16 protein-coding genes are annotated in these 24718 nt (G+C 70.7%); 5 read left to right on the top strand and 11 right to left on the bottom strand.

The genetic code is table 11. The features are described from left to right. Positions 1 to 239 precede the first annotated feature (239 nt). Positions 240 to 518, top strand: coding sequence for a hypothetical protein (locus WBG99_RS22020; RefSeq protein WP_338897956.1), 279 nt, complete (start codon positions 240 to 242; stop codon positions 516 to 518). A 201-nt stretch (positions 519 to 719) separates the two neighbouring features. On the opposite strand, the gene WBG99_RS22015 is transcribed toward WBG99_RS22020, so the two are convergent. The 3 genes from WBG99_RS22015 to WBG99_RS22005 form a co-directional block, all read right to left on the bottom strand. Beyond that, positions 720 to 5693: an NAD-glutamate dehydrogenase gene (locus tag WBG99_RS22015; protein WP_338897955.1), complete on the bottom strand. Its 4974-nt coding sequence runs from the start codon at positions 5691 to 5693 to the stop codon at positions 720 to 722. An 830-nt stretch (positions 5694 to 6523) separates the two neighbouring features. Next, positions 6524 to 7192 carry an HAD hydrolase-like protein gene (locus WBG99_RS22010; RefSeq protein WP_338897954.1) on the bottom strand — a complete coding sequence of 223 codons (669 nt, stop codon included), beginning with the start codon at positions 7190 to 7192 and terminating at the stop codon, positions 6524 to 6526. A 295-nt stretch (positions 7193 to 7487) separates the two neighbouring features. Then, positions 7488 to 8003 carry a hypothetical protein gene (locus WBG99_RS22005; protein WP_338897953.1) on the bottom strand — a complete coding sequence of 172 codons (516 nt, stop codon included), beginning with the start codon at positions 8001 to 8003 and terminating at the stop codon, positions 7488 to 7490. Positions 8004 to 8488: 485 nt separating this feature from the next. Between WBG99_RS22005 and WBG99_RS22000 the strand changes: the two genes are divergently transcribed. Beyond that, positions 8489 to 9082 (top strand): Rv3235 family protein, encoded by a 594-nt coding sequence (locus WBG99_RS22000; RefSeq protein WP_338897951.1) that lies wholly within the window; start codon positions 8489 to 8491, stop codon positions 9080 to 9082. Between the two features lie 129 nt (positions 9083 to 9211). Here the strand turns inward: WBG99_RS22000 and secA are convergent, their stop codons facing one another. Beyond that, entirely contained in the window at positions 9212 to 12058 is a 2847-nt protein-coding gene (gene secA, locus WBG99_RS21995) for a preprotein translocase subunit SecA (RefSeq protein WP_338897950.1), read from the bottom strand. Positions 12059 to 12341: 283 nt separating this feature from the next. Between secA and WBG99_RS21990 the strand changes: the two genes are divergently transcribed. Together WBG99_RS21990 and WBG99_RS21985 are read left to right on the top strand one after the other, a co-directional pair. Then, positions 12342 to 12968 (top strand): GNAT family N-acetyltransferase, encoded by a 627-nt coding sequence (locus tag WBG99_RS21990; protein ID WP_338897949.1) that lies wholly within the window; start codon positions 12342 to 12344, stop codon positions 12966 to 12968. Positions 12969 to 13131: 163 nt separating this feature from the next. Further along, positions 13132 to 14322: a crosslink repair DNA glycosylase YcaQ family protein gene (locus WBG99_RS21985; protein ID WP_338897948.1), complete on the top strand. Its 1191-nt coding sequence runs from the start codon at positions 13132 to 13134 to the stop codon at positions 14320 to 14322. Positions 14323 to 14349: 27 nt separating this feature from the next. Here the strand turns inward: WBG99_RS21985 and WBG99_RS21980 are convergent, their stop codons facing one another. The 7 genes from WBG99_RS21980 to mtnA all read right to left on the bottom strand — a co-directional run bounded on the left by WBG99_RS21980 (position 14350) and on the right by mtnA (position 23207). Further along, positions 14350 to 15099: a response regulator transcription factor gene (locus tag WBG99_RS21980; RefSeq protein ID WP_338897947.1), complete on the bottom strand. Its 750-nt coding sequence runs from the start codon at positions 15097 to 15099 to the stop codon at positions 14350 to 14352. 205 nt (positions 15100 to 15304) lie between these two features. Further along, complete coding sequence (gene raiA, locus WBG99_RS21975) at positions 15305 to 16030, bottom strand: ribosome-associated translation inhibitor RaiA (protein WP_338897946.1); 726 nt, start codon at positions 16028 to 16030, stop codon at positions 15305 to 15307. Between the two features lie 283 nt (positions 16031 to 16313). Further along, positions 16314 to 17108 carry a ComF family protein gene (locus tag WBG99_RS21970; RefSeq protein WP_338897944.1) on the bottom strand — a complete coding sequence of 265 codons (795 nt, stop codon included), beginning with the start codon at positions 17106 to 17108 and terminating at the stop codon, positions 16314 to 16316. Between the two features lie 350 nt (positions 17109 to 17458). Continuing rightward, the gene (locus WBG99_RS21965) at positions 17459 to 19285 is read right to left on the bottom strand and encodes an LpqB family beta-propeller domain-containing protein (RefSeq protein WP_338897943.1); all 1827 of its coding nucleotides are present in this window, start codon (positions 19283 to 19285) and stop codon (positions 17459 to 17461) included. Further along, a complete protein-coding gene (mtrB, locus tag WBG99_RS21960) occupies positions 19275 to 21362 on the bottom strand; it encodes an MtrAB system histidine kinase MtrB (protein ID WP_338897941.1) in 2088 nt (695 codons plus the stop codon). The genes WBG99_RS21965 and mtrB overlap by 11 nt, the downstream gene beginning before the upstream one ends. A gap of 1 nt (position 21363) precedes the next feature. Continuing rightward, positions 21364 to 22053, bottom strand: a complete 690-nt coding sequence (gene mtrA / locus WBG99_RS21955; protein ID WP_189786864.1) for a two-component system response regulator MtrA — start codon at positions 22051 to 22053, stop codon at positions 21364 to 21366. Positions 22054 to 22061: 8 nt separating this feature from the next. Further along, the gene (mtnA, locus tag WBG99_RS21950; RefSeq protein WP_338897938.1) at positions 22062 to 23207 is read right to left on the bottom strand and encodes an S-methyl-5-thioribose-1-phosphate isomerase; all 1146 of its coding nucleotides are present in this window, start codon (positions 23205 to 23207) and stop codon (positions 22062 to 22064) included. 142 nt (positions 23208 to 23349) lie between these two features. Here mtnA and WBG99_RS21945 point away from each other — a divergent pair, with 142 nt between their 5' ends. Continuing rightward, positions 23350 to 24693, top strand: a complete 1344-nt coding sequence (locus WBG99_RS21945) for a glycerophosphoryl diester phosphodiesterase membrane domain-containing protein (protein WP_338897937.1) — start codon at positions 23350 to 23352, stop codon at positions 24691 to 24693. Positions 24694 to 24718: the final 25 nt, after the last annotated feature.

Here is a 24718-nt window from a genome sequence, read left to right as displayed (position 1 = left end):
CTTCTTCTACCCTCTATAGACGGTGGTGCGCTTGGGGGCCACTTGGGTAGAGGTCAACGGAGGTGTACGGGTTGCCTCATCCGCCGCCGGGTGGTCCGTGCCGCGATACGCTCCGGGGACCCTCGGGAGCAGAGGGGGCGGTCGACGCGCGGGGTGGTACCTGAGCCGCTGCGGGTGGCGGATCCGCGGGAGACGGCCGGGTATCCGCCGTACGCCCGGATCGGGGAGGGCGGCGCGGCATGGGACCGTCCGTCTCCCGCGCAGCCGGGGGCGGCCAGGTGGTCGCGCTGAAGCTGGTCCGTCCGGAGTACGCCGACAGCCCCGCCTTCCGTGAGCGCTTCGCGCGCGAGGTGGCGGCCGGGCGTCGCGTCTCCGGCCATCACCTGGTGGCGATCGTCGACCACGACGCCGGGGCCAAGCGCCCCTGGCTCGCCACCCACCACGTGCCGGGCATCCCCTCGACCAGTCCCTGGAGACCCGCGGCCCGCTCCCCGCCCGCACCGTCCTCCAACGGCTGACCTGCGCCGCGTACGCGCCGGACACCGTGCACACCGCCGGGTGATCCACCGCGACGTCAAGCCGGCCAACCCGCTGCTCGCCGCGGACGGGCCCTGACTGCTGCGAGATCGAGCGCTGACGACACGAACGCGACGTCAGGGGGCGCCCCCGGGTTCCGATGAACCCGGGGGCGCCCCCTGACGTGCTCGCTACGCGTCGCCCTACGAGTGGCTGCGCAGCAGCGTTCGCATCGTCCGCATCGCCACCGACAGGTTGGCCAGGTCGAACGCGTCGGAGCTCTGGATCTCCTCCAGGGTCGTGCGCGCACGGCCCAGCAGCGCCGCGTTCCTCTGCTCCCACACCTTGAAGCGCTGCTCGGGCGTCGAGGTGCCGTTGCCGGCGGACAGGACCTCGGCGGTGAGGGAGGCGTGGGCCGCGTACAGGTCCTCGCGGATCGCCGCGCGGGCCATGGACTGCCAGCGGTCGGCGCGCGGCAGCTCGATGATGCGGTCCATGAGCTGGGTGATGCGCAGCCGGTCGGCGAGGTCGTAGTACACCTCGGCGACCTCCATCGGGGTCCGGCCGACCCGGTCGGCGACGGCGACGATGTCGAGCGTCGGGAAGGCCGAGGAGAAGCCCGCGACGCGCGTGGCCAGCTCCTCCAAGACCCCGGCGCCGGTCAGCTCGTCGTAGATCTTCTGGTACCACTCCAGGTCCGCGCCGCGCAGCAGCTTGGGCAGCTCGCCCCAGACCAGGTGCACGCCCTCCTTGAAGAAGGCGATGGTTCCGCTGAGTTCCAGGGGCTGCGGCCGGTTGTTGAGCAGCCAGCGCGTCCCGCGCTCGACGAGGCGGCGGGAGTGCAGCCGGATCCGGGTCTGGACGGCCGCGTCGACCGTGTTGTCCAGGCTCTCGACGCCGTCCCACACCGCACCCGAGCCGAAGATCGCGCGGGAGGCGGTCTGCGCCCGGACGATCTCCTCCAGCGAGGCCCCGGTCTCCTCCCGCAGCCGGTGCAAAAAGCTCGTGCCGCCCGTGTTGACCGTGTCGTTGACCAGCAGCGTCGTGACGATCTCACGGCTCAGCGGGTGGCTGTCGACGTGTTGCGGGAACTGCTCGCGCAGCGCGGTCGGGAAGTACGCGTGCAGCAGCTTGCGCAGGTACGGGTCGTCCGGCAGAGAGGTGTGCAGCAGCTCCTCGGCGACCGTGATCTTCGTGTAGGCGAGGAGGACGGCCGTCTCGGGGCCGGTGAGCCCCTGCCCGGTGCTGAGCCGCTCGCGGATCTGCCGGTCGGTGGGCAGGAATTCGAGCGCCCGGTTGAGGTGGCCCTCCCTGACCAGGTGGCGCATGAAGCGCTGCTGGGCGTGGAGCATGTCCTTGGACTGGGCGAGGGCGTTGGCGATCGCGGTGTTCTGCGCGTAGTTGTTGCGCAGGACCAGGTGGCCGACCTCCTCGGTCATCTCGGCGAGCAGCTTGTTGCGCTGCTTGACCGTCATGTCGCCCTCGGTGACCAGGGCGTTGAGCAGGATCTTGATGTTCACCTCGTGGTCGGAGGTGTCCACGCCGGCGCTGTTGTCGATGGCGTCGGTGTTGACGCGTCCGCCGTTCTGCGCGAACTCGATCCGGCCGAGCTGGGTCAGCCCGAGGTTGCCGCCCTCGCCGACGACCTGGACCCGCAGATCCCCGCCGTCGACCCGGATGGCGTCGTTGGCCTTGTCGCCGACATCGGCGTGGGACTCTCCGGATGCCTTGACGTACGTCCCGATGCCGCCGTTCCACAGCAGGTCGACCGGCGCCTTGAGGATCGCCTTCATCAGGTCGGCCGGGGTCATCTTGGAGATCTTGTCCTCGATGCCGAGGGCGTCCCGGATGTGGCCGTTGAGCGGGATCGCCTTGGCGGTCCGCGGGAAGACGCCGCCGCCGGTGGAGATGAGCCGCGTGTCGTAGTCGGCCCAGCTGGAACGGGCCAGCTCGAAGACGCGGCGGCGCTCGGCGTACGAGGTGGCCGCGTCCGGGTGGGGGTCGATGAAGATGTGCCGGTGGTCGAAGGCGGCGACCAGCCGGATGTGCTCGCTGAGCAGCATGCCGTTGCCGAACACGTCACCGGACATGTCGCCGATGCCGACGACCGTGAAGTCCTCGGCCTGCGTGTTCACCCCCAGCTCCCGGAAGTGCCGCTTCACCGACTCCCAGGCGCCGCGGGCGGTGATGCCCATGCCCTTGTGGTCGTAGCCGGCGCTGCCGCCGGAGGCGAAGGCGTCCCCGAGCCAGAAGTCGTAGCTCTCGGCGACCTCGTTGGCGATGTCGGAGAAGGTCGCGGTGCCCTTGTCGGCGGCGACGACGAGGTAGGTGTCGTCCTCGTCGTGCCGAACGACGTCCGAGGGGGGCACGACCTCGCCCGCGACCATGTTGTCGGTGATGTCGAGGAGCGCGGAGATGAAGGTCTTGTAGCTCCGGATGCCCTCGGCCAGCCAGGCGTCACGGTCGGCGGACGGGTCCGGCAGCTGCTTGGCGACGAAGCCGCCCTTGGCGCCGACGGGCACGATGACGGTGTTCTTGACCATCTGCGCCTTGACCAGGCCCAGGATCTCGGTCCGGAAGTCCTCCCGCCGGTCCGACCAGCGCAGCCCGCCTCGGGCGACCTTCCCGAACCGCAGGTGCACGCCCTCCACACGCGGCGAGTACACCCAGATCTCGTACGCCGGACGCGGCGCCGGCAGATCGGGGATGGCCTGCGGGTCGAACTTCATGGAGACGTAGTCGTGCGGCTTGCCGCCGGTCGCCGCCTGGAAGAAGTTCGTGCGCAGGGTCGCCTTGATGACGGTGAGGAAGGACCGCAGAATCCGGTCCTCGTCGAGGCTCGCCACCTGGTCGAGCGCGGCGTCGACCTCTTCGAGCAGCGCGTCGACGATCTCCCGGCCCGCGCGCTGCCGGTCGGGCGACATGCGTGCCTCGAACAGCGACACGAGCAACCGGGTGGTGTGCACGTTGTTGCGGAGGGTGTCCTCCATGTAGTCCTGGCTGAAGGTGGACCCCGCCTGCCGCAGGTACTTGGCGTACGCCCGCAGCACCATGGCCTGCCGCCAGGTGAGCCCCGCGCTCAGCACGAGCGCGTTGAACCCGTCGTTCTCGGCCTGCCCGGTCCAGGTGGCGGCGAAGGCCTCCTGCACGCGCTCCCGGGCGTCGTCCCCGGCGTGGTCCACACTGCCGCCCCGGGGCCTCGGCATCCGCAGCCCGAAGTCGTAGATCCACGCGGTCGTCCGGTCCGAGCAGCGCAGCTCGTACGGCCGCTCGTCGATGACCTCGACGCCGATGCGGCTGAGGACGGGCAGCACGGCGGAGAGCGAGACGGAGCCGCCCTTGCGGTAGATCTTGAACCGGCGCTCGTCGGGTGCGGCGCCCACCGGCTCGTACAGGCTGAGCTCGAAGTCCTCGTCCTGTTCGAGCTCTTCGAGGCGGACGATGTCCGCGACGGCCGAGCGGGGGTTGTGGTCGGCCTTGTACCCCTCGGGGATGCCGTTGCCGTACCGGCGCAGCAGTTCGGCGGCCCGCTCCTCGCCGACCTCGGCGTTGAGCGCCTCGGCGAACCCGTCGGCCCAGGACCGGGCGGCCTCGACGAGCTTCGCCTCGATCCGCTCCTTGTCGGCGTCGCTGAGGTGCGGCAGTTCGGTACCCGGCTGGAGGCGGACCACGAAGTGCAGGCGGGAGAGGATCGACTCGGTGTTCCAGGCGGTGAAGTCGACGCTGATGCCGCCCAGTTCCTCCTTCAGGATGTCGATGATCCTCAGGCGTACGCCGGTGGTGTAGCGGTCGCGCGGCAGGTACACCAGCGCGGAGTAGTAGCGGCCGTACTCGTCCTGGCGGAGGTAGAGCCGCAGCCGCCGGCGCTCCTGCAGGTAGAGCACGGAGGTGACGATGGAGCGCAGTTCGTCGGCCGACGTCTGGAACAGTTCGTCGCGCGGGTAGGTCTCCAGGATCTGGAGCAGGTCACGTCCGTCGTGGCTGTTGGGCGAGAACCCGGCGCCCCGCAGGACCTCGTCGACCTTGCGACGGACGACGGGCACCCGGCGCACGGACTCGGTGTAGGCGGCCGAGGAGAACAGTCCGAGGAACCGCCGCTCACCGACCACGTTCCCGTCGGCGTCGAACTTCTTCACGCCCACGTAGTCGAGGTAGGACGGCCGGTGGACGGTGGCCCGGCTGTTGGCCTTCGTCAGGATGAGCAGCTTGTGCTCACGGGCCTTGGCGCGGGCGTCGGCGGGCAGCCGCTCGAAGGAGGAGCTGACGGGGTGCTGGTCGTGCCCGCCGTGCTGGGGGTCGGCGCGCAGGATGCCGAGTCCCGTGCCGGCGACGGCGGCTAGCGAGTCGTCCTCGCGCAGCTCGTACTCGCGGTATCCGAGGAAGGTGAAGTGGTCGTCGGCGAGCCAGCGCAGCAGCTCGCGGGCCTCCTCCACCTCCTGGTCGCGCAGATCGTCGGCGGTGTGCTCGCCGGGCAGCCGGTCGGCGATACGGATCGCCGCGTCCCGCATCTTCTCCCAGTCCTCGACGGCCTCGCGGACGTCGGACAGGACGCGCAGCAGATCGTTGTTGATCTGCTTCAGGTCCGCCCGGTCGGTCTCGCGGTCGATCTCGACGTGGATCCAGGACTCGATGTGCGCGTCGTGCGGCAGCGTCTCACCGGCGGCCACGGCGGCGGACGCCGCGGCGACGGCGACCGGTTCCGTGACCAGCTCGACCAGCTTGCCGGTGACGTCGCGTCGCACGACGACCTGTGGGTGGATGACGACATGGATGCCGCGCCCCTGCCGTGACAGCTCATTGGTCACGGAGTCGACGAGGAAGGGCATGTCGTCGGTGACGACCTCGACGACGGAGTGGCTGCACGTCCAGCCGTTCTCCTCGACGGTCGGGGTGTGGACCCGCACGTTGGCCGTTCCCTGCGGGCGGTTCTCGGCCAGCCGGTAGTGGGAGAAGGCGGCTCCGAAGACGTCGACCGGGTCACGGCCGCCGAGGTCCTCCGGGGCGGTGTGCAGGTAGTAGCGCTGGAGGAACGCGAGCACCGTGTCGTGGTCCGGGGCGCCGGACGTACTCTCGCTCGTCGTCCCAGTCGGTAGGTACCCCCCGACCGGGCTGTTCTCAGCTACCCGGGCGGCCCGTTCGAGCAGCTCGGCCTTGGCTTCGTCCAGCTTGGTCTGCATTGTCCTCTGGCTCCTGTCGCGCGCCGTTGCGTGACGTAGAAGGAAATACGGTCTCGTCCCCTCCGACGCGCCGCCACGACACGGAGTGTCCGGTCTGCTTCGACGCTATGTCGCGAGGTGAGAGGAGCGGGGGGCAATCAGCCATTCTCGGTACCCGCCAGGAGTGTGACGCCGCTCTCGACGGCGCCCGACCAGTGGGTGTACCCGGCGTCCCGGGAGCCGTGGCGGCTCCCTCCCGCCCGCGAGGACCAGCGACCGCCGCCCGGACACGGATGTCGTCCGTGCTCACCGGGCGCAGGGCAGAGACGACGACGTCCCCGCGAGCTATCGCGCTGATCACGCCACAAGGCTATCTCTTCGGACAGGGGCCCCGTCATGAGCCGTATGTGTACAAAAGCGAGGGGTGAATTTTGACGTTCTGCACAGTGCCCCTCGCGCACTTTTGAGCTTACCTCCGCGCAACCGAGCTTATACGTGCATCCGCGAGACCCGGACCCGCCCCCCTCGGCCAGGCCGCACCCCGGAAATCCTGCTGGCGACCGGCGCCGCGGCGGAATCCCCGGAGGTCCCGCGCCCCGTGCCCACGCCTCCGCGTGATGACTGCCGGTGAGCGGGGCTTGGCGCATGCGCCTGCTCGGCGGAGGAGGGCGTCGACGCGACGGGGCCCACGCCTTCGAGGCAGGGCAGTGGGCGCGTGTGCCACGGCGCGCTGCTCATCGCCGGCGTGGCCACCCTCCACGGCCGCGTCACCACGTACCCGGCCGGCGAAGGCACCGGTGGCGCGAGGGGCGGAGGGCGGGGCGGGCGGGAAGGCGAAGGTGCCCCGCCCGCTACGCGGCCAGCCGCTCGGCCTCGGCGACGGCCTCCTCCAGGGTGTCCACGACGGGCACGCCCATCCCCTCCAGACTGGCCCGGCCGTGGGACCCGCCGGTGTAGAGCACGGCCCGCGCCCCCACATGCAGGGCGGCGACGGCGTCATCGGCCGCGTCCCCGATCACGACCGTACGCGCCGGCTCCACACCCACGAGCCGGCGCAGATGCCGCACCATGTGCTCGGCCTTGCTGCCCCCGGACGGCCCGACCCGCCCGTCGACCCGTGTGAAGTGCGGCTCGATCTCGAACCCACGCACCAGCGGAACCAGTTCCTCATGCACATACATGCTGAGGACCGACTGACTGCGCCCGGCCACGCCCCAGTCGGTGAGCAGCGACGGCACGCCTTCGGTCAGCCCGCACGCGACGCGGTGCTCCGCGTAGTACCGGTGGAAGACCACATCCATGGCCTCCCACTCCTCGTCCGTGGGCAGCCGCCCGATCAACCGCTCATAGAACTTCGGCACCGGCACGCAGTACAGCTGCCTGTACCGCTCCAACGTGATCGGCTCGATCCCCAGCTCCGCGAACGCCGCGTTCGTCGCCCCGATGATCGCCTCGTTGTCATGGAACAACGTCCCATTCCAGTCCCAGACAATATGCGCCCCGGCGCCGTGCTTCCCCATGCCCGAAACCTACCCCCCACCCCCGACAGCCACCCGCCCCACCAGCCAACCGACCACGCACGACCGCCATGGCAGGTGGCCCAACGACCGCCATCGCCACAGCCGCGGGCAGTCGTGCCGCTGGGGCGGCACGGGTGGGCGCGGCGGCACCCGGCGAACGCCGGTGAGCGCCTCCGAGCCCCGCCCGACCGGAGCCGCCGGGTGCCGTACTACCGAACCGCACGAGACCCACTCGCAGCCGCAGCCGCAGCCGCAGCCGCAGCGGAGGAAGCCGCAGACCAGCCGACGGGGAGGCTCAGCCCTCCAACCCCACCAGGTTCGGGATCTCCTGCGTCGCGTACCACAGCAGCTCGTGGTCGTCCGCCCCGTCCACGATGAACTGGGCGTCGTCATCCCCCTGATCCGCCGCTCCCAACGCGTCCGCGGCCTCCCCCACCTCCCCCTCGGCCTCCACCGAGTCGACATGCACAGCCGCAGCCTTGGCCAAAGACACCGGCCCAGCCACCCGCACCTCCCCGAGCGCCACCGGATCGATCCCCCGGTGGGGATCGGCGACCGCCTCCCGGTCAGCCACATCCACGGCTACGACGACCCGCCGCCGAGCAGCCGCCGGTTCCCCTGCCACCAACCGCAAGGACGCGAGCGCCGCCCGGCTCAACGCGGCGTACTCCAGCTCCTCGATGTCGTCGGACAGATACCACTCCCGCAGCGCCGGCGTGACGGCGTACGCGACGAAGGCCCCCTCCCCCAACTCACCCGTCTTGTACGCCTCGGCGAGCCCGGGAAGGGTCAGGGGGACGTAGACGCGCATGGCAGGCCGCTTTCGTAGTCGTGTTCGCTGTCAAGGGCTCCGCGGAAGGACTCCAAGGGCTCCGTCGGGACACCGACAAGGCGTACCCGGCAGAGACCTCGGAGACTCACGAAACGTCCCCGGAAAACCCCGAGGGGTCCAGGGGCCCCGGCCCCGGGACCGGCCCCGGTCCAGGGGCCCCTGGCGGTCCAAGGTTCGGGGGTTCTCGCGAAGCACCCGGAGGCCTTCAGGATACGTGCGGGCGTCCCCTTTCGAGCCCCTACCCAGCCCTGCGGACGCGTCCACCTCGGGCCCGCCACCTCACCCGGTCCGCCCCCGCCCCACCGGCCCCGGCCCCCCTGCCCGTCACCCTGATAGGTGAACATCTCGCGGCCCCCGACAGACACCGCCCGTCCTTGCGGCGACCCCCTCCGGCCTCGTACAAGGTCCCCAACGCCAAGTTACCGACTGGTACCAGCGCGATCGCCGACGAACGGGGATTTCCGATGAACAAGGTCATGACCAGGACCAAGCACAGGCCCGGCACCCGCCCACCCGTCCGCCACGACACCCGCCGCCCCGGCCGCACCCCCGCCCGCACCGCCCCCGGAGGCGGCCCCTGCCCCAACAGCGCCACCCCACCTCGCACGACGCCCGACAGCGCCACCCCCGCCCGTACGGCCCCTGACAGCACCGCCCCGGGCCACCCGACACCCGGCCACACCCCCACCCCGCCCCTCGCCAGGCCGGTCCCCCAGCCCCGCCCGACCGACCGTTTCGCCGACCTCCTCCTCGCCGTGCTGACCGGCCGCCGCCCGGTCCACAGCATGCTGCGCCACACCGCGGGCCGGGCCTACGACGAACTGGCCTGGCTCGCCGAACAGGGCCCCCTGCGTGCCACCCACGGCGCCCACCCCGTCGTCCGGGACATCGGCTACTACGTCGCCGGCCCGGGCGCGCTGGAGGTCTTCGCCCGCATCGGCGCGGGCGACCGGCTCCGCGCCATGGCCTTCCGCCTGGAACACGGCCCCGACCACCGCTGGCGCTGCACAGCCGTGGAACTCGGCGGCCCGAGGCTCCCCCACCCGGACGACGACTGAGCCACCGCACACTCGCGCCGCCCACACGCGCCCGTACCCCACGACGCACGAAGGGCCGGGCACCCTTGGTGCCCGGCCCTTCACGGCCTCACCGCGCGGCGGAGCCGCTCGCTCCTCGCTGAGCGAGCGTCACTTCTTGCGGCGGCGGCCGGCCTTGCCCTGCTGCTTGCGGCGCTCCGCGCGGGTGAGGCCGTCGGCCTCGGAGCGGACGGGCTCGTCCTCGGGGAGGTCGCCCTCGACGATGCCGCCATCGCCGTCCACGGTCGGCGCGGAGAAGTGGAGTCGGTCGCGGCGCTGCGGAGCCTCCAGGCCCTTCGCCCGGATCTCCGGCCGGGAGGCACCCGCCTGGGCCGGCACCGCGTCACCCTTGTCCAGGGACGGCTTGGAGTCCTCGACCGGGACCTCCTCGACCTGCTGCTCGACCTGGACCTCCAGGTTGAACAGATAGCCGACGGACTCCTCCTTGATGCCCTCCATCATGGCCTGGAACATGTCGAAGCCCTCGCGCTGGTACTCGACCAGCGGGTCCTTCTGGGCCATCGCGCGCAGGCCGATGCCCTCCTGCAGGTAGTCCATCTCGTAGAGGTGCTCACGCCACTTGCGGTCGAGGACCGACAGGACGACCCGGCGCTCCAGCTCACGCATGATCTCGGAGCCGAGCTGCGCCTCACGCGCCTCGTACTGCTCGGTGATGTCGTCCTTGATGGACTCGGCGATGAACTCGGCGGTCAGCCCGGCCCGGTCACCGGCCGCCTCCTCCAGCTCCTCGACGGTGACCTTCACCGGGTAGAGCTGCTTGAAGGCACCCCACAGCCGGTCGAGGTCCCACTCCTCGGCGAAGCCCTCGGCGCTCTCGGCGGTGATGTACGCGTCGATGGTGTCGTCCATGAAGTGCTGGATCTGCTCCTGCAGGTCCTCGCCCTCCAGGACGCGGCGCCGCTCGCCGTAGATGACCTCGCGCTGCCGGTTGAGGACCTCGTCGTACTTGAGGACGTTCTTCCGGGTCTCGAAGTTCTGCTGCTCGACCTGCGACTGGGCGGAGGCGATCGCGCGGGTGACCATCTTGTTCTCGATCGGGACGTCGTCCGGCACGTTCGCCATGGACATCACGCGCTCGACCATCTGGGCCTTGAAGAGCCGCATCAGGTCGTCGCCGAGGGAGAGGTAGAAGCGGGACTCGCCGGGGTCGCCCTGACGGCCGGAACGACCGCGCAGCTGGTTGTCGATACGGCGGGACTCGTGCCGCTCGGTGCCCAGGACGTAGAGCCCGCCGAGGTCCTTGACCTCCTCGAACTCCGCCTTGACCGCCTCCTCGGCCTTCGCGAGGGCCTCGGGCAGGGCGTGGGCCCACTCCTCGATGTGCTCCTCGGGGTCGAGGCCGCGCTGGCGCAGCTCGGCCTCGGCGAGGTCGTCGGGGTTGCCGCCGAGCTTGATGTCCGTACCACGGCCGGCCATGTTCGTGGCGACGGTCACGGCTCCCTTGCGGCCGGCCTGGGCGACGATCGTCGCCTCCCGGTCGTGCTGCTTGGCGTTGAGCACCTCGTGCTGGACGCCGCGCTTGCTCAGCTGCTGGGACAGGTACTCGGACTTCTCGACCGACGTCGTACCGACGAGGATCGGCTGGCCCTTCTCGTGCTTCTCGACGATGTCGTCGACGACCGCCTCGAACTTCGCGACCTCGGTGCGGTAGATCAAGTCGGACTGGTCCTTGCGGACCATCGGCCGGTTGGTCGGGATCGGGACGACGCCGAGCTTGTAGATCTGGTGGAACTCGGCGGCCTCGGTCATCGCCGTACCGGTCATGCCGCAGAGGCCGGGCCGTTCCTTGCCGTTGTGGTCGTGGCGCTTGTAGAGGCGGAAGAAGTTCTGCAGGGTGATCGTGGCGAGCGTCTGGTTCTCGTCCTTGATGTCCACCCCTTCCTTCGCCTCGATCGCCTGGTGCATGCCCTCGTTGTAGCGGCGGCCGGCGAGGATACGGCCGGTGTGCTCGTCGACGATCATGACTTCGCCGTCCATGACGACGTAGTCCTTGTCCTTCTTGAAGAGCTCCTTGGCCTTGATGGCGTTGTTCAGGTAGCCCACCAGAGGGGTGTTCACCGACTCGTAGAGGTTGTCGATGCCCAGCCAGTCCTCGACCTTGGAGACGCCGGACTCGTGGATGGCGACCGTGCGCTTCTTCTCGTCGACCTCGTAGTCGCCGGTCTCCTCGATGCCCTTGAGGGGGACGCCGGGCTCGCCCTTCTTCAGGCGCGTGACCAGCTTGGCGAAGTCGCCGTACCACTTGGTGGCCTGGTCGGCCGGGCCGGAGATGATCAGCGGCGTACGGGCCTCGTCGACGAGGATGGAGTCGACCTCGTCGACGATCGCGAAGTTGTGGCCGCGCTGGACGAGCTCGTCCTTGGACCACGCCATGTTGTCGCGGAGGTAGTCGAAGCCGAACTCGTTGTTCGTACCGTAGGTGATGTCGCAGCTGTACTGCTCGCGGCGCTGGGCCGGGGTCATGTTGGCGAGGATGCAGCCGACGGACAGACCCAGGAACTTGTGGACGCGGCCCATCATCTCGGAGTCGCGCTCGGCCAGGTAGTCGTTGACCGTGATCAGGTGGACGCCTTCGCCGGACAGCGCGTTCAGATACGCGGGCAGCGTGCCGACGAGGGTCTTGCCCTCACCGGTCTTCATCTCGGCGACATAGCCGAGGTGGAGGGCGGCGCCGCCCATGATCTGCACGTCGTAGTGACGCTGGCCGAGCGCGCGCTTGGCGCCCTCGCGCACGGTGGCGAACGCCTCGGGGAGCAGGTCGTCGAGGGTCTCACCGTCGGCGTACCGCTGCTTGTACTCCTCGGTGAGGGCCCGCAGCGCGGCGTCGGAGAGGTCGACGAAGTCCTCTTCGATGGAGTTGACCTGGTCCGCGATGCGGTGCAGCTTGCGCAGGATTTTGCCTTCGCCTGCACGCATGATCTTCGAGAGGACGGACACGGGGTTTTGTCTCCTTGCCGGTCGGGCCTGGGACGGTCGGTTTCACATGGCAGTTTCACATCACAGCTTGAGCAACGGCCATCGTAAGCGAGGACCCCGCTGTGCCGGGAGGCCTGGCGGTGACAGCCACCAGGACAACGGGCGGGCGTCGCGGATGGTGCCACGTTCCGTCCACGAAATGGGCGAATTGTGACCGCCTCCTCGCGTCTCGCGCCCCCGAGCCGTCCACAGAACAGCATCAAATGAGATGGCGTCATTCCGTTCCGCCGAGCAGAATCGCCCGATGGAACCCGTCACCCTGACCACCGAGCGCCTGCTGCTGCGCACCGTGGACCGGCACGACACCGACACGGTGTACGCGGCTGCGCAGGACCCGGACATCCAGCGCTGGACCACGGTCCCCTCTCCGTACCTGCGTGAGCACGCGGAGGGTTTCGTCGAGCACGCCGTTCCCGAAGGCTGGGCCAACGCCTCCATGTTCACCTTCGGTCTCTTCCTCCCCTCCGGGGAGTTGGCGGGCATGCTCGGCATCACCATGCGGTCCCTCGGCACCGGCGAGATCGGCTTCTGGGCCACCAAGGAGCACCGCCGCAACGGCTACATCACCGAGGCCACCCGCGCCGCCGCCCACTGGTCCTTCACCACCCTCGCCCTCGACCGCCTCGAATGGCGCGCCGAGGTGGGCAACACCGCCTCCCGAGCCGTGGCCGAGCACACCGGCTTCATCCTCGAAGGCACCCTCCGAGCCGCCCTGAACAACAACGGCGTCCGCCGCGACTGCTGGGTAGCCTCCCTGCTCCCCTCGGATCTGGGCCTTCCGTCGGCGGCGCCTTATCTGCCGGCACCGGGAGACTCCAGCCCCTCCCGAGACACCCAGCCCGTCCGGCGCTCGCGTCCGGGGGCCGGATGATCCAGCCCGCCGGCGTCCGGCGTCCGGCGTCCGGGGACAAGGCCGAAAACCGACAGCGACTCCGGGGCACAGCCCCCGGAACGGCTCCGCACCGATCCCGACCGCCCTCGCCCGCCCCCGCAGCTCATCCCCACTGTCAGTGCCCTCCCCTACCCTGCGGAGCATGACCTCCCTTCCGCGCCCCACCACAGAACTCACCGCAGACGAGGCCCGCCGTATCGCCCTCCGGGCGCAGGGCTTCCTCGGCGCCCCGGACCGCAGGTCCGGCGTCCGCGGCGTCCTGCGACACCTGGGCGCGGTCCAACTCGACACCATCTCGGTCCTCGCCCGCTCCCACGAACTGATCCCGTACGCCCGCCTCGGAGCCGTCGGCCGCACGACGGTCGACGGCTCCTACTGGGCGAGCACACCCACCGGCGCGCCTTCGCCACGGCCCCACGCCTTCGAGTACTGGTCCCACGCCGCCTGCATCCTCCCCATCGAGGAGTGGCCCCACTTCGCCTTCCGCCGCCGCGCCTACCGATCCCGCCCGCACTGGAACCACCAGCTCCCGGACGGTGCCTACGAACGGGTCATCAAACAGCTCCGTGCCGAGGGCCCCCTCACGGCCACGGAGTTGGGCGGCGCGAAGCGCACCAGCGAATGGTGGGACTGGTCCGGCGAGAAGGTCGCCGTGGAACGCGCCCTGATGTACGGCGAGGTGGTCTGCGTGCAGCGCCGCGGCTGGAAGCGGATCTACGACCTCGCCGAGCGCGCCGTCCCGGACACCCTGCTCCACGACGAGCTGGACGACTCGGAGTGCCTGCGCCGCCTGGTCCGCCTGGCCGGCGAGGCCCTGGGTGTCGGCACGCGCGCGGACATCGCCGACTACCACCGCCTGAAGGGCGAGCAGTTCGACGCGGTGGTCGCCGACTCCGGCCTGGTCCCGGTGACGGTGGAGGGCTGGTCCAAGCCGGCCTGGGCCGACCCGGCGGCCCTGGCCACACCCCCGCGTGGCCGCCACCGCACCACGCTCCTGTCCCCCTTCGACTCCCTGGTCTGGGAACGGGCCCGCACGGAACGCATCTTCGGCTTCACCCATCGCCTGGAGGCCTACGTCCCCAAACCGAAGCGCGTCCACGGTTACTTCGCGATGCCGGTCCTGGCCGGCGGCCACCTCGTCGGCCGCGTCGACCCCGCCCGCGACGGCCGCACCCTGGTCGCCAAGCAGGTCACCCTCAACGGCCCCAAGGCGGTCCCGGCGGTGGCCCAGGCCCTACGGGAGGCGGCGACCTGGGTGGACTGCACCGACATACGCGTGGAACGCGTGGACGCCCCGGAACTGCGCGAGCCCCTGATCCGCGCCCTGACGTGACCCATGCGGTCATGGGGCGTACCGGGCCTAGCGGATTTCGAGGATCTTCTCCCGCATCGCGTACACCACGGCCTCCATCCTGGAGTGCAGTTGCAGCTTCTCCAGGATGTTGCGCACGTGGTTCTTCACGGTGTTCTCGGAGATGAACAACTCCTTGGCGATGTCCCGGTTGTTCATCCCGGTCGCCACGAGCTTGAGTACTTCCAGCTCCCGGTCCGTCAGCCGCGGCGCCGGCACGAGGCGCCGCTCGTCGGTCCGCTGGATCATTGACTTGAACTCGGTGAGCAGCTTCGACGCCATCGAGGGGCTGATCTGCGACTGCCCGTCGGCGACCGCGCGAATGGCCGTGGCGACCTCGTCCGTGGAGATCTCCTTGAGGAGATAACCGGTCGCGCCCGCCTTGATCGCGTCGTAGAGGTCGGCCTCCTCGTCGCTGATCGTCAGCATGATGATCTTCGCGCTGGGGGCCACCTCCTTGATGGAGGTGCACGCCTCGATGCCGCCGCGCTTGGGCATCCGTACGTCCATCAACACGATGTCGGGCAGCAGATCAGCGGCCTTGTCGACCGCCTCCGCCCCGTCACCGGCCTCGCCGACGACCTGGATGTCCTCCTCGGCGGCGAGCACGATCTCCAGGCCGCGGCGGAAGAGCGCGTGGTCGTCCACGACGAGCACGCGGATCGGCTCCTTGCGCGGGGAGCCCGCGGCGGAGCCCATGCCGACGCAGCCGTCGTCGGCATCCTCGTCACGCATCGGTCCGAAACTGCTGTCCGCCATCGTTCCTCCCCCTGAAGGCCGTGGCCTGTCTCTCTGTGCCATCGCCAAACCAAGGCAACGGCCCGCCGGTTGGGGCCGGTCCGGCCATGATTTCATGCCTGGCCGACACCGCGGTGACAGTGCGGGCAACGAGGAGTCGCACACCGGTGCCCCTGGAGGCGCACGAGCGCTCCAGGGGCACCGGCTCAGCTGTCACCCGGCGCTGTCAGCCACCGAGCGTGCCGCCTGCGGCGTCCGCAGGCGCCTGGGCCACCATCGGGTCAGTGCTCAGGTGAATGACGCCGTAGTCGTAGGCGTGCCGCCGGTAGACGACACTCGGTTCTTTGGTCTCGGAGTCGACGAACAGGTAGAAGTCGTGCCCGACCAGCTCCATCTCGTAGAGAGCCTGGTCGAGGGTCATCGGGGACGCGACGTGGGTCTTCTCTCGGACGATGAGGGGGCCTTCACCCTTCACTTCCAGCGAGCCGATCCGCTTGGTGGGCACGCCGTCCGACTTCTCCTCGTCGGCGACATATCCGTTGCCGTTCAGGGTCGCCACACCCGGGACGTGGTCGGCGACCTCCGCGGCCGTGAGCCTGCGCGCGCCTCGGCGCGTGTAACGCTTGTCGTGCTGCTTACGCAGCCGGGCCTCGAGCTTGTCCGCCGCCAGGTCGAGCGCCGCATACGGATCGCTGGCCGCGGCCTCCGCCCGGATCACCGGCCCACGGGAGTGGAGCGTGATCTCCACCCGGTCACTACGGTCGGCCTGTCGGGGGTTGGGCTCCTTGGACACCTCGACGTCGAGGCTGATCACCTTGCCGTCGAGCTTCTGGATCTTCTCCAGCTTCAGCTTCTCGGCCACGTGCTTGCGGAACCGCTCGGGCACCTCGGTCTTGCGGCCCTTGACGACGATGTCCACGCAGAACTCCGTTCCCGGATCACTCCGCTCCACTGGCGGAGCATCTCCCTTGTGCACCAGGTTCCGGTGGCTCCCGGAACCGCGGACTCGGTGACTTCCACCTCCTCCTCCCCCGTGGACAAGATCTCCACCCCACCGGCTCGGGGTGATTTCGGAAAACCCGCAGCACGGCATCTGGATATGTGGTGAACGGCCGGGGTCATTCCCTCACAACCGAACATATCTCGCCCGGACGGATGTCGTCACCCTCTACTCGGAGGTACCTCCGTTCAGGTGAATTGGCCCTTTCATTACCTGCAACGACGCAAGTTCTGTGTCAGTTCCGGTTTATTTGGAAAGAGTCGGGGGGCGCGGCGACCACCGCCGCGCGGATCACGTCTTCGGCGCCGTCCGCACCCGCCATTCTTGTCACCGCCTGTGTCCGCACCGCCTTCTTCGTCGTTCGCCCCACGTCAGGCTCTCCCGCTGCCGTCGCCCACCCGGCCCGGGCCGTCCGCACCGCCCGTGCCGCCTCCGTCAGCGAGGCGCCGGTGGTCATCAGGTCGTCCACGAGCACGACCTGCCCTCCACCCAGCAGCCGGGTACCCCCGGCGGCCACCTCCAGGGCACCCGCGAGGTTGTCCAGCCGCTGCCGGGAGTCCAGCCCCGACTGATCGGCCACGGCACGCCGCTGTCGCAGCACCCCGAGTACCCGGGCCGGCGTCCCGGTACGCCGCAGTTCCCCGGCCGCCGTGAGCGCGATCCGCCGCGCCGGGTCGTGCCCCCGGGACCGGACCGCCCGCCGCGCGGACGGCACCGGGACGAGCAGCACGGGCCCGTCGCCACCGCCCGCCCGTACGGCCCCTGCCAAGGCCGTGCCGAGCGGTCCAACGAGCGCCAGCGCACCCCGTTCCTTGTGCGCGAGCAGCACCGCGCGTACCGCGTCCTCGTACGGAGCCGCCGCATGCACCGCGGGCAGCCCCGGCGGCTCCGGCACCGGCCGCACCCGGCACGGCGCGGCCCCGGTCAGAGCCGCGCGGCACTCCGGGCAGAGCACCGCGCGAGGCCTCCCGCAGCCTCCGCACTCGGCCGGCAGCACCAGGTCCGTGAGGTCCCGCCACCACCCCCGCATGCCCACCACTGTGCCAACGCAGGCGCAGCCCTGCCACCCCTGTGGACAACCGCCTGTGGACAACTCGGCGAAACCGCAGAGGGGCTGTCACCCACACGAACGACGGGCGCCTGAAGAAGACCGGATGCCGTCACAAAAAGACCGGGCCGTCAGAAAGGGCCCACGGCGCACATCCCCACGACACGACGGCGACGGCAGCGGACGACCTGGCGGGCCCCGACCGGTCCGTCGCCGGACCACAGTCCCCGTCACGAGCACGCCGATGGACAGCCCAGAGAGCCCTCACCCTGCCCCACACCACAACACACCGGTCACAGCGACCACAGCGGTGACGCCGACCGCCCCGGCCCTCACCCCGGGTAGACCGGCGCCGACCCCTCCTTGACCACCGTCTGCCACCGCGCCTCAGGGGACAGCCGGACGACCCCGTCGGCCGAGTGCGCCACCAGCGGCTGGCTCTCGTCCTCGGACGCGGCGATCTCCTCCACGCCGGTGAGCGAGGCAGGCCCGGATCCCGGCGTCGGGGAGCCGTCGACCCGGACGTACCGCATCTGCTGCACGCCACCGGGCTCGCGCCCCACCACCACGAGTTGGCTGTCGCCGGCCCAGGACATGGCGGTGACGTCCTCCAGGTCCGGCGTCACGGGCCGCAGTTCGACGACGGAGCCGGTGGTGCCCTCCGCGTCGTCTTCGCGCTCGATGCGGCCGACGTACAGCGCCCGCTTGCCCTCGTCCTCCAGGATCAGCGCGACCCGTACTCCGTCGGCGGCCACCCGCACCGCCTCGATGCGCCCGCCGAGTCCGGGCGTCCTGACCTCCAGCGGCTCGCCCATGCCGTCCGCCAGCACCAGCAGCCTGGGATGGTCGGGGTCCCGGTCGGCCACCCACAGGTCGCCCCGCCCGTCCCAGCTCGGCGTCGTCAGCCGGTCCTTCGCCGTGGCGCCCGCACTGCGCAGCACCGGCTCGCCGAGCGCACCGCCCGCAGTCAGCGGCGACACGTACAGCTCGCTCCCGTCGGCCGACACCCCGGCGGCCCGGTCCTCACCGCGCGACACGGCGGCGGCTCTCAGCGGCTTCTCGCCCTCACCGAGCGCGCCGGGAACGGGCGTCGGCGTGGTCACCGGGTCCCGCTCGGACAACCGTACGAGCTTGTCGTCGCCGTCGATGAAGTACTGGTACTCCGCGCTCTTTCCGAAGCCGTGCGAGGCGATGATGCCGGCCCGGTCTTCACCGAGCACACACAGCCGCGCGCCGGTCGACCCCTGGAGCTCCACCTCGCTCACGCCCGTGGGCATGTAGTCCTGGACCGTGAAGAGGAGCTGGGCGGCCATCTCCTCGCACCTGCTGTCCGACACACGGTCGGCCTTCTCGTTCAGCGGCACGACCAGCCTGCTCTGGTCGTCCGGCGCCAGCGGGTCGGTGCCCTTCCTCAGGGCCGTACCGGAGGGGAAGCTCGTCCTCGCGACCGGGTTGAGCCAGCGGGTGGGGCCTCTCAGCAGGTTCCGGACCACCTGGGTCACCGGGTTGACCTGGCTGCGCACATAGACCGGGTCGGCGACCGTCCCCGGTTCGCCGGACTGCGCGGCGGAGGTGAAGTAGTACTTGTTGATGGACTTGTAGTTGCGCTCGAAGTCCGACCTGCCGAGCACCACACCCGGCGGCAGCTCGTCGATGCGCCACTGCCGGGTCTCCTTCACGCGCGTGAGGTGCACGGTTCGCCGGTACTCGCCGCTGGTGGGCGTGTACGCGTGCTGCTCGTCCACGCGGGCGACCTTCTTGCCAAACAGCTTGTACTGGTACTCGTCGGTTTCGGGCCGCTCCCCCGTGATCTGGGCGTAGGGGGTGGGGGCCTCGGCGAGGACCGTGGTGGACTCGTCGGGGTCCCACAGCTTCAGCGCGTCACCGGTCAGGTATTTGCGCGCTGTCTCATACTTCAGATCATCGCTGGTCAGGGCCTCCAGGAAGCCCTGCACGATCTCCCTCGGCTCGGCGTCGTCGGCGGGCGGCAGCGCGAAGACCCGCACCTGCGAGTCCTGCCTCGGGGTGGACTCGACGTTCCGCATGTCGCCGCTGTCCGGCATCGAGGCGCACCCCGCCAGCAGTACGGCACCGATGCCCACGTACGCCGTCGCCCGCACCGGACCCCCACGCCCACTTTTCCCGCGGTCAGCGCCCACGGAATGCCTCCCCCCGCTCGTGCTGCGGCTCCACGCCGCTCTGCGACGTTCCCTCCCCGGTCCGCCCCGCGTCCTCGCCGGACCGCCACGCGGGCGGCGTCGGGGGCGGTGTCGTGGGCGACGTGCCGGGCCGGGGCACCACGCGCGCGCCGCTGCCGGGCAACGCCGTCGGGTCGGCCGTGGGGACCTGCCCCCCGCCGGGCCGTGGCCCTATGGTCTTCCTCGCGGCACCATGCTCGCCGGCCTGGACCGGCACCGTGGCGAGCTTGCCGCTGCCGCCGAGCGGCAGACCAGCGTCATTTTGGCCACGGTTTCGCCGGGAGTCCTTCGGTTCCAGGGGGATCGGCGACCCCCGCAGCGGCTCGTCCGCCGTGCGCGGCAGGGTGAGCCGGAACTGCGAACCGCCGCCCGGCTCGCCCCACGCCTGCAGCCAGCCGCCGTGCAGCCGGGCGTCCTCCAAGGCGATGGACAGCCCCAGCCCCGTACCGCCGGTGGTACGCGCGCGTGCCGGGTCGGCCCGCCAGAAACGGCTGAACACCCGGGTCGCCTCGCCCGGCTTGAGCCCGACGCCGTAGTCACGCACCGCGACCGCGACCGCGCCGCCAGCCGCCGCCAGCCTGACCACGACATCCCTGCCCTCACCATGCTCCACCGCGTTGACCACGAGGTTGCGCAGCACCCGCTCCACCCGCCGGGCGTCGGCCTCGGCGACGACGGGCTGCTGGTCTCCCAGAACCCGTATCCGCGTCCCCTTGCGCTCGGCGAGCGGCTCGGCCCCGCTGGCGACCTTCCGTACCACCTCACGCAGATCTATCGGCTCGGCCTCCAGGGCCGCCGCGCCCGCGTCGAACCGGCTGATCTCCAGCAGGTCCGCGAGCAGGGACTCGAACCGGTCCAGCTGGTCGGCGAGCAGCTCGGCCGACCGCGCGGTCACCGGGTCGAAGTCCACGCGCGCGTCATGGATGACGTCCGCCGCCATCCGCACGGTCGTCAGCGGCGTACGCAGCTCGTGCGACACGTCGGACACGAACCGCCGCTGCATCCGCGACAGGTCCTCCAGCTGCTGGATCTTCAGCTGCAGGTTCTGCGCCATCTTGTTGAAGGCCTCGCCGAGGCGCGCGATGTCGTCCTCGCCGCTGACCTTCATACGTTCCTGCAGGCGCCCGGCGGACAGCCGCTCGGCGACGCCCGCCGCCATCCGCACCGGCGTGACCACCTGGCGCACCACGAGCCAGGCGATGGCACCGAGCAGCACGACGACGAACAGCCCGGCCGTCGCCAGCGTCCCCTTGACCAGGCTGAGGGACTTCTCCTCCTGGGTGAGCGGGAACAGGTAGTACAGCTGGTACGGGTCGCGGTTGGGGTCGCTGACCTGCTTACCGATGATCAAACCCGGCTGGGACTCCTGGCCGTTGTCGTAGTAGATCCGCGTGTAGCTCTGGACGGCGCTGGTGTCGTTGTCGACCCGCTCGCGCAGTTCCTCCGGCACGCTGAGGTCCCATTGCACGCCCCCGGAGGCACGCGGTCCGAGGCCGCCGGTGTCGCCGTCGGCAAAGGCCGGGCTGAGCGTCACGACATCGAACGCGCCCTGTCCGCCGCTGGAGAGCGAACTCACGAGGTTGGTCATCCACTCGACGACGTTCTGCACCCGGTCGCCGTCCGGTTTCGCGGTGTCGGTCCTGGCCGCGCCCACCTCGGCGTCGGCCTTCTGCGCGGCGACCGTGAAGCCGCCGGTGGCCTGGCTCTGCGAGGCCTTGACCTTGGCGTCCAGCAGCCCGTTGCGCACCTGACCGATGACGACGAAGCCCAGCAGCAGCACAACGCTGAGCGACATCAGCAGGGTCGTCACGACGATCCTGAGCTGGATGTTGCGCCGCCACAGCCGCATCACGGGCAGCAGCGGACGCCGTACCCAGCGCATGAACAGCCTCAGGACCGGACTGCCCTGGACTCCGCCCTGCAGCAGCCCGCCCTTGAGGAAGCGCCCCCGGCGGGAACCTGACGACTTCCGGCCGACAGACCGCTCCGCGCGGGTCCCCGGCTGGCCGGGCGCCGAAGCGGCACTGTCACCGGGCATGTCAGCTGGGTCCTGCCTTGTATCCGACACCACGGACGGTCACCACGATCTCCGGCCGCTCCGGGTCCTTCTCGACCTTGGAACGCAGCCGCTGCACATGAACGTTCACCAGACGGGTGTCCGCCGCGTGGCGGTACCCCCAGACCTGCTCCAGCAGGACCTCACGGGTGAACACCTGCCACGGCTTCCTCGCCAGCGCGACCAGCAGATCGAACTCCAGCGGCGTCAGCGCGATCGACTGCCCGTCCCGCTTCACGGAGTGCCCGGCCACATCGATGACCAGGTCACCTATGGCGAGCTGCTCGGGCGCCGGCTCCTCGGACCTCCGGAGCCGGGCCCGGATCCGCGCCACCAGCTCCTTCGGCTTGAACGGCTTCACGATGTAGTCGTCCGCGCCCGACTCCAGGCCGACCACCACATCCACCGTGTCGCTCTTGGCCGTGAGCATCACGATGGGCACCCCGGACTCCGCCCTGATCAGGCGGCACACCTCGATCCCGTCCCGGCCCGGCAGCATCAGATCCAGCAGCACCAGATCCGGTTTGGCCTCACGGAAGGCGGCCAGCGCCTTGTCGCCGTCGGCTACGAAAGACGGCTCAAAACCTTCACCACGCAACACGATGCCGAGCATCTCGGCCAGTGCGGTGTCGTCGTCGACGACAAGGACTCGTCCCTTCATGAATGCCATCATCCCATTAACTAAATCGTTACCTGGCGTGACCTGTCACACAGCTCGGCAAGCGCGTCAGCGGTCACGGGCGACACGGCCCCCTCCTCGGTGACGATCGCCGTCACCAACTCCGGCGGCGTCACATCGAACGCCGGGTTGTACGCCTGGGTCCCCAGGGGTGCCACCAAGATCCCACCTCCCGCCTCTGCTCCCGCCACCGGCACCTGAGGTGCCGTGATCTCGGTCACCTCATGCCCCGCGCGCTGCTCCACCTCGATGGACGCCCCGTCGGGGGTGTCCGGATCCACCGTCGTCACCGGCGCCACCACGATGAACGGCACATGGTGATACCTGGCCAGCACCGCGAGCGGATAGGTCCCGACCTTGTTCGCCACCGACCCGTCGGCGGCGATCCGGTCGGCCCCCACCAGCACCGCGTCCACCTCACCGGCCGCGAACAGCGAACCCGCGGCATTGTCCGTGAGCAAGGTGTACGCCATTCCGGTGCGCGCCGCCTCATAAGCGGTCAGCCGGGCACCCTGCAGCAACGGCCGCGTCTCGTCCACCCACAGCCGGCGCAGCCGCCCCGCCCGGTGCGCCGCGAGGGCCACCGCGAACGCCGTGCCCTCACCGCCCGACACCAGCGAGCCTGTGTTGCAGTGCGTGAGCACCCGGTGCCCGCCGGCGGGCAGCAACTCGTCGAGCAGCGCCAGCCCGTGCGCGGCCATGCGGGAGCTCGCCTCGGCGTCCTCCCGGTGCACCGCCCGCGCCGCGGCGAGCGCCGCCTCGGCGGCCTGCTTCCGGTTGCCCGTCCGGCCGAGCTCGGCCCGGTGCGCGGCCCGTGCCCGGCCCACACCGACAGCGAGGTTCACCGCGGTGGGCCGGGCACTCGCCAGCGCCTCGGCGGCCTCCTCCACGTCGAAGCCGCGCGCGGCGGCGAGCGCGACGCCGTACGCCCCGGCGATCCCCAGCAGCGGTGCCCCGCGCACGGCGAGTGAACGGATCGCCTCCACCAGCGCGGGCGCGTCCGTGCACACCCGCTCGACCTCCTCTGCCGGCAGTCTCGTCTGGTCCAACAGGATCAGGACGGGGCCTTCGGGGGGCTCGTCCCAACGGATCACGGGTATCTCGGTCGGCCGGGTGTCGTCGCCGGATTGCGCGTACTGATCAGCCATGCGGCCAGTGTGCCCCCTATCCGTCGGACAATTGAAGGTGCGCAGCCCATACGGCCCCCGGTCCCTTCTCGGACACCGCGTGGCACGATGGGCGCCAACCTGCCGGCCGCGCCCCGCGGACGAGCACCATGAAGGAGCGACGATGAAGGACACTCCGGGCTGGGCCTCGCCCGGATCCGCCCCCTCGGGCGGCCAGGAACCGGACCAGCAGGACTCCGCGCAGTCGGCGGACCAGAGCGGCGCGGATCAGACGCAGCCGCCGTCCCAGTGGTCCAAGGAGCAGCCGCCGCCCGCACAGTGGTCCGCTCCGAGCCCTCAGGAGCCCGGCCAGGCCGCGCCACCGCCGCCTCCCGTCCCGGGCTGGGGCGCCCCTCCCGAAGCCCCGCAGCACCCCGGCCCCGGCGGCTACGGCCAGCCCGGAGCCCCCGGCGGGCACCCTGGCTACGGCGCCCCCGGCCACGGCCCCGGCACTCCCGGCTGGGGAGGCCCCCCGCCCGCGGCCAAGCCCGGCGTGATCCCGCTGCGCCCGCTCGGCATCGGCGAGATCCTCGACGGCGCTGTCTCCACCATGCGCACGTACTGGCGCGCCGTCCTCGGCATCTCCCTGACCGTCGCGGTCGTCACGCAGATCGCGGTGATTTTGCTCCAGGGCCTCGTCCTCAACGACACAGCGAGTTCCGACGTCCTGAACGACCCGACCGCCACACCCGGCGAGCTGGGCCGCGCCCTGGGCGGGACCCTGCTGAGCGCCTCCGTCGTCCTGGTGATCTCCCTGCTGGGCACCATCATCGCGACGGCCCTGCTCACGACCGTGACCAGCCGCGCCGTTCTCGGCACGTCGGTGACCATTGCCGAAGCCTGGCGGGACGCCCGCCCGCAACTCCTCAGGCTGGGCGGCCTGACCCTCCTGCTGCTGCTGATCGCCGGCCTGATCATGACCGCGGGCATCCTGCCCGGCGTCCTTGTCGCCGCCGGCGGCTCGGGCGGTGCGGGCCTCGCCCTCGCCCTCGTCGGCGGACTCGGCGCGTTCGTCCTCACCGTGTGGCTGATGATCCGCTTCTCACTCGCCTCCCCCGCGCTGATGCTGGAGAAGCAGGGCGTCAGCAAGTCGCTGAACCGCTCCGTCAAGCTGGTACGCGGCTCCTGGTGGCGCGTCCTCGGCATCCAGCTGCTCGCCACGATCATCGCCTATGTCGTCGCGTCCATCGTCGTGATCCCCTTCTCCGTCGTGGCAGCGGCCCTGGACGGGGACGGCCTCTCCGGCTTCCTCGCCACCGGCGGCGCCGAAGTCGGCTGGACGTACCTCGTGATCAGCGGCGTCGGCGCGGTGATCGGGTCCACGCTCACGTTCCCCATCAGCGCCGGCGTCACCGTGCTCCTCTACATCGACCAGCGCATCCGCCGCGAGGCCCTCGACCTCGAACTGGGCCGCGCCGCCGGCGTCCAGGGCTACGGCAACACCCCCGGCGCCACCTTGGGGAGCTGATGGGGTGAGACTGACGGGGGGACCG

The sequence above is a fragment of the Streptomyces sp. TG1A-60 genome, from assembly GCF_037201975.1.
Classification (GTDB): domain Bacteria; phylum Actinomycetota; class Actinomycetes; order Streptomycetales; family Streptomycetaceae; genus Streptomyces.
Note: the sequence above shows the minus strand (reverse complement) of the source record. Positions and strands in the feature narration are given on the sequence as shown.

Coding starts and splice junctions, on each gene's coding strand:
- WBG99_RS21970 (WP_338897944.1), bottom strand. CDS start 17,108: ATGCGGGGGTGGTGGCGGGACCTCACGGACCTGGTGCTGCCGGCCGAG.
- WBG99_RS21990 (WP_338897949.1), top strand. CDS start 12,342: ATGGAACCCGTCACCCTGACCACCGAGCGCCTGCTGCTGCGCACCGTG.
- WBG99_RS22010 (WP_338897954.1), bottom strand. CDS start 7,192: ATGGGGAAGCACGGCGCCGGGGCGCATATTGTCTGGGACTGGAATGGG.
- mtnA (WP_338897938.1), bottom strand. CDS start 23,207: ATGGCTGATCAGTACGCGCAATCCGGCGACGACACCCGGCCGACCGAG.
- WBG99_RS22000 (WP_338897951.1), top strand. CDS start 8,489: ATGAACAAGGTCATGACCAGGACCAAGCACAGGCCCGGCACCCGCCCA.
- WBG99_RS22005 (WP_338897953.1), bottom strand. CDS start 8,003: ATGCGCGTCTACGTCCCCCTGACCCTTCCCGGGCTCGCCGAGGCGTAC.
- WBG99_RS22020 (WP_338897956.1), top strand. CDS start 240: ATGGGACCGTCCGTCTCCCGCGCAGCCGGGGGCGGCCAGGTGGTCGCG.
- WBG99_RS21980 (WP_338897947.1), bottom strand. CDS start 15,099: ATGGCGGACAGCAGTTTCGGACCGATGCGTGACGAGGATGCCGACGAC.
- WBG99_RS21945 (WP_338897937.1), top strand. CDS start 23,350: ATGAAGGACACTCCGGGCTGGGCCTCGCCCGGATCCGCCCCCTCGGGC.
- WBG99_RS22015 (WP_338897955.1), bottom strand. CDS start 5,693: ATGCAGACCAAGCTGGACGAAGCCAAGGCCGAGCTGCTCGAACGGGCC.
- mtrB (WP_338897941.1), bottom strand. CDS start 21,362: ATGCCCGGTGACAGTGCCGCTTCGGCGCCCGGCCAGCCGGGGACCCGC.
- WBG99_RS21985 (WP_338897948.1), top strand. CDS start 13,132: ATGACCTCCCTTCCGCGCCCCACCACAGAACTCACCGCAGACGAGGCC.
- mtrA (WP_189786864.1), bottom strand. CDS start 22,053: ATGATGGCATTCATGAAGGGACGAGTCCTTGTCGTCGACGACGACACC.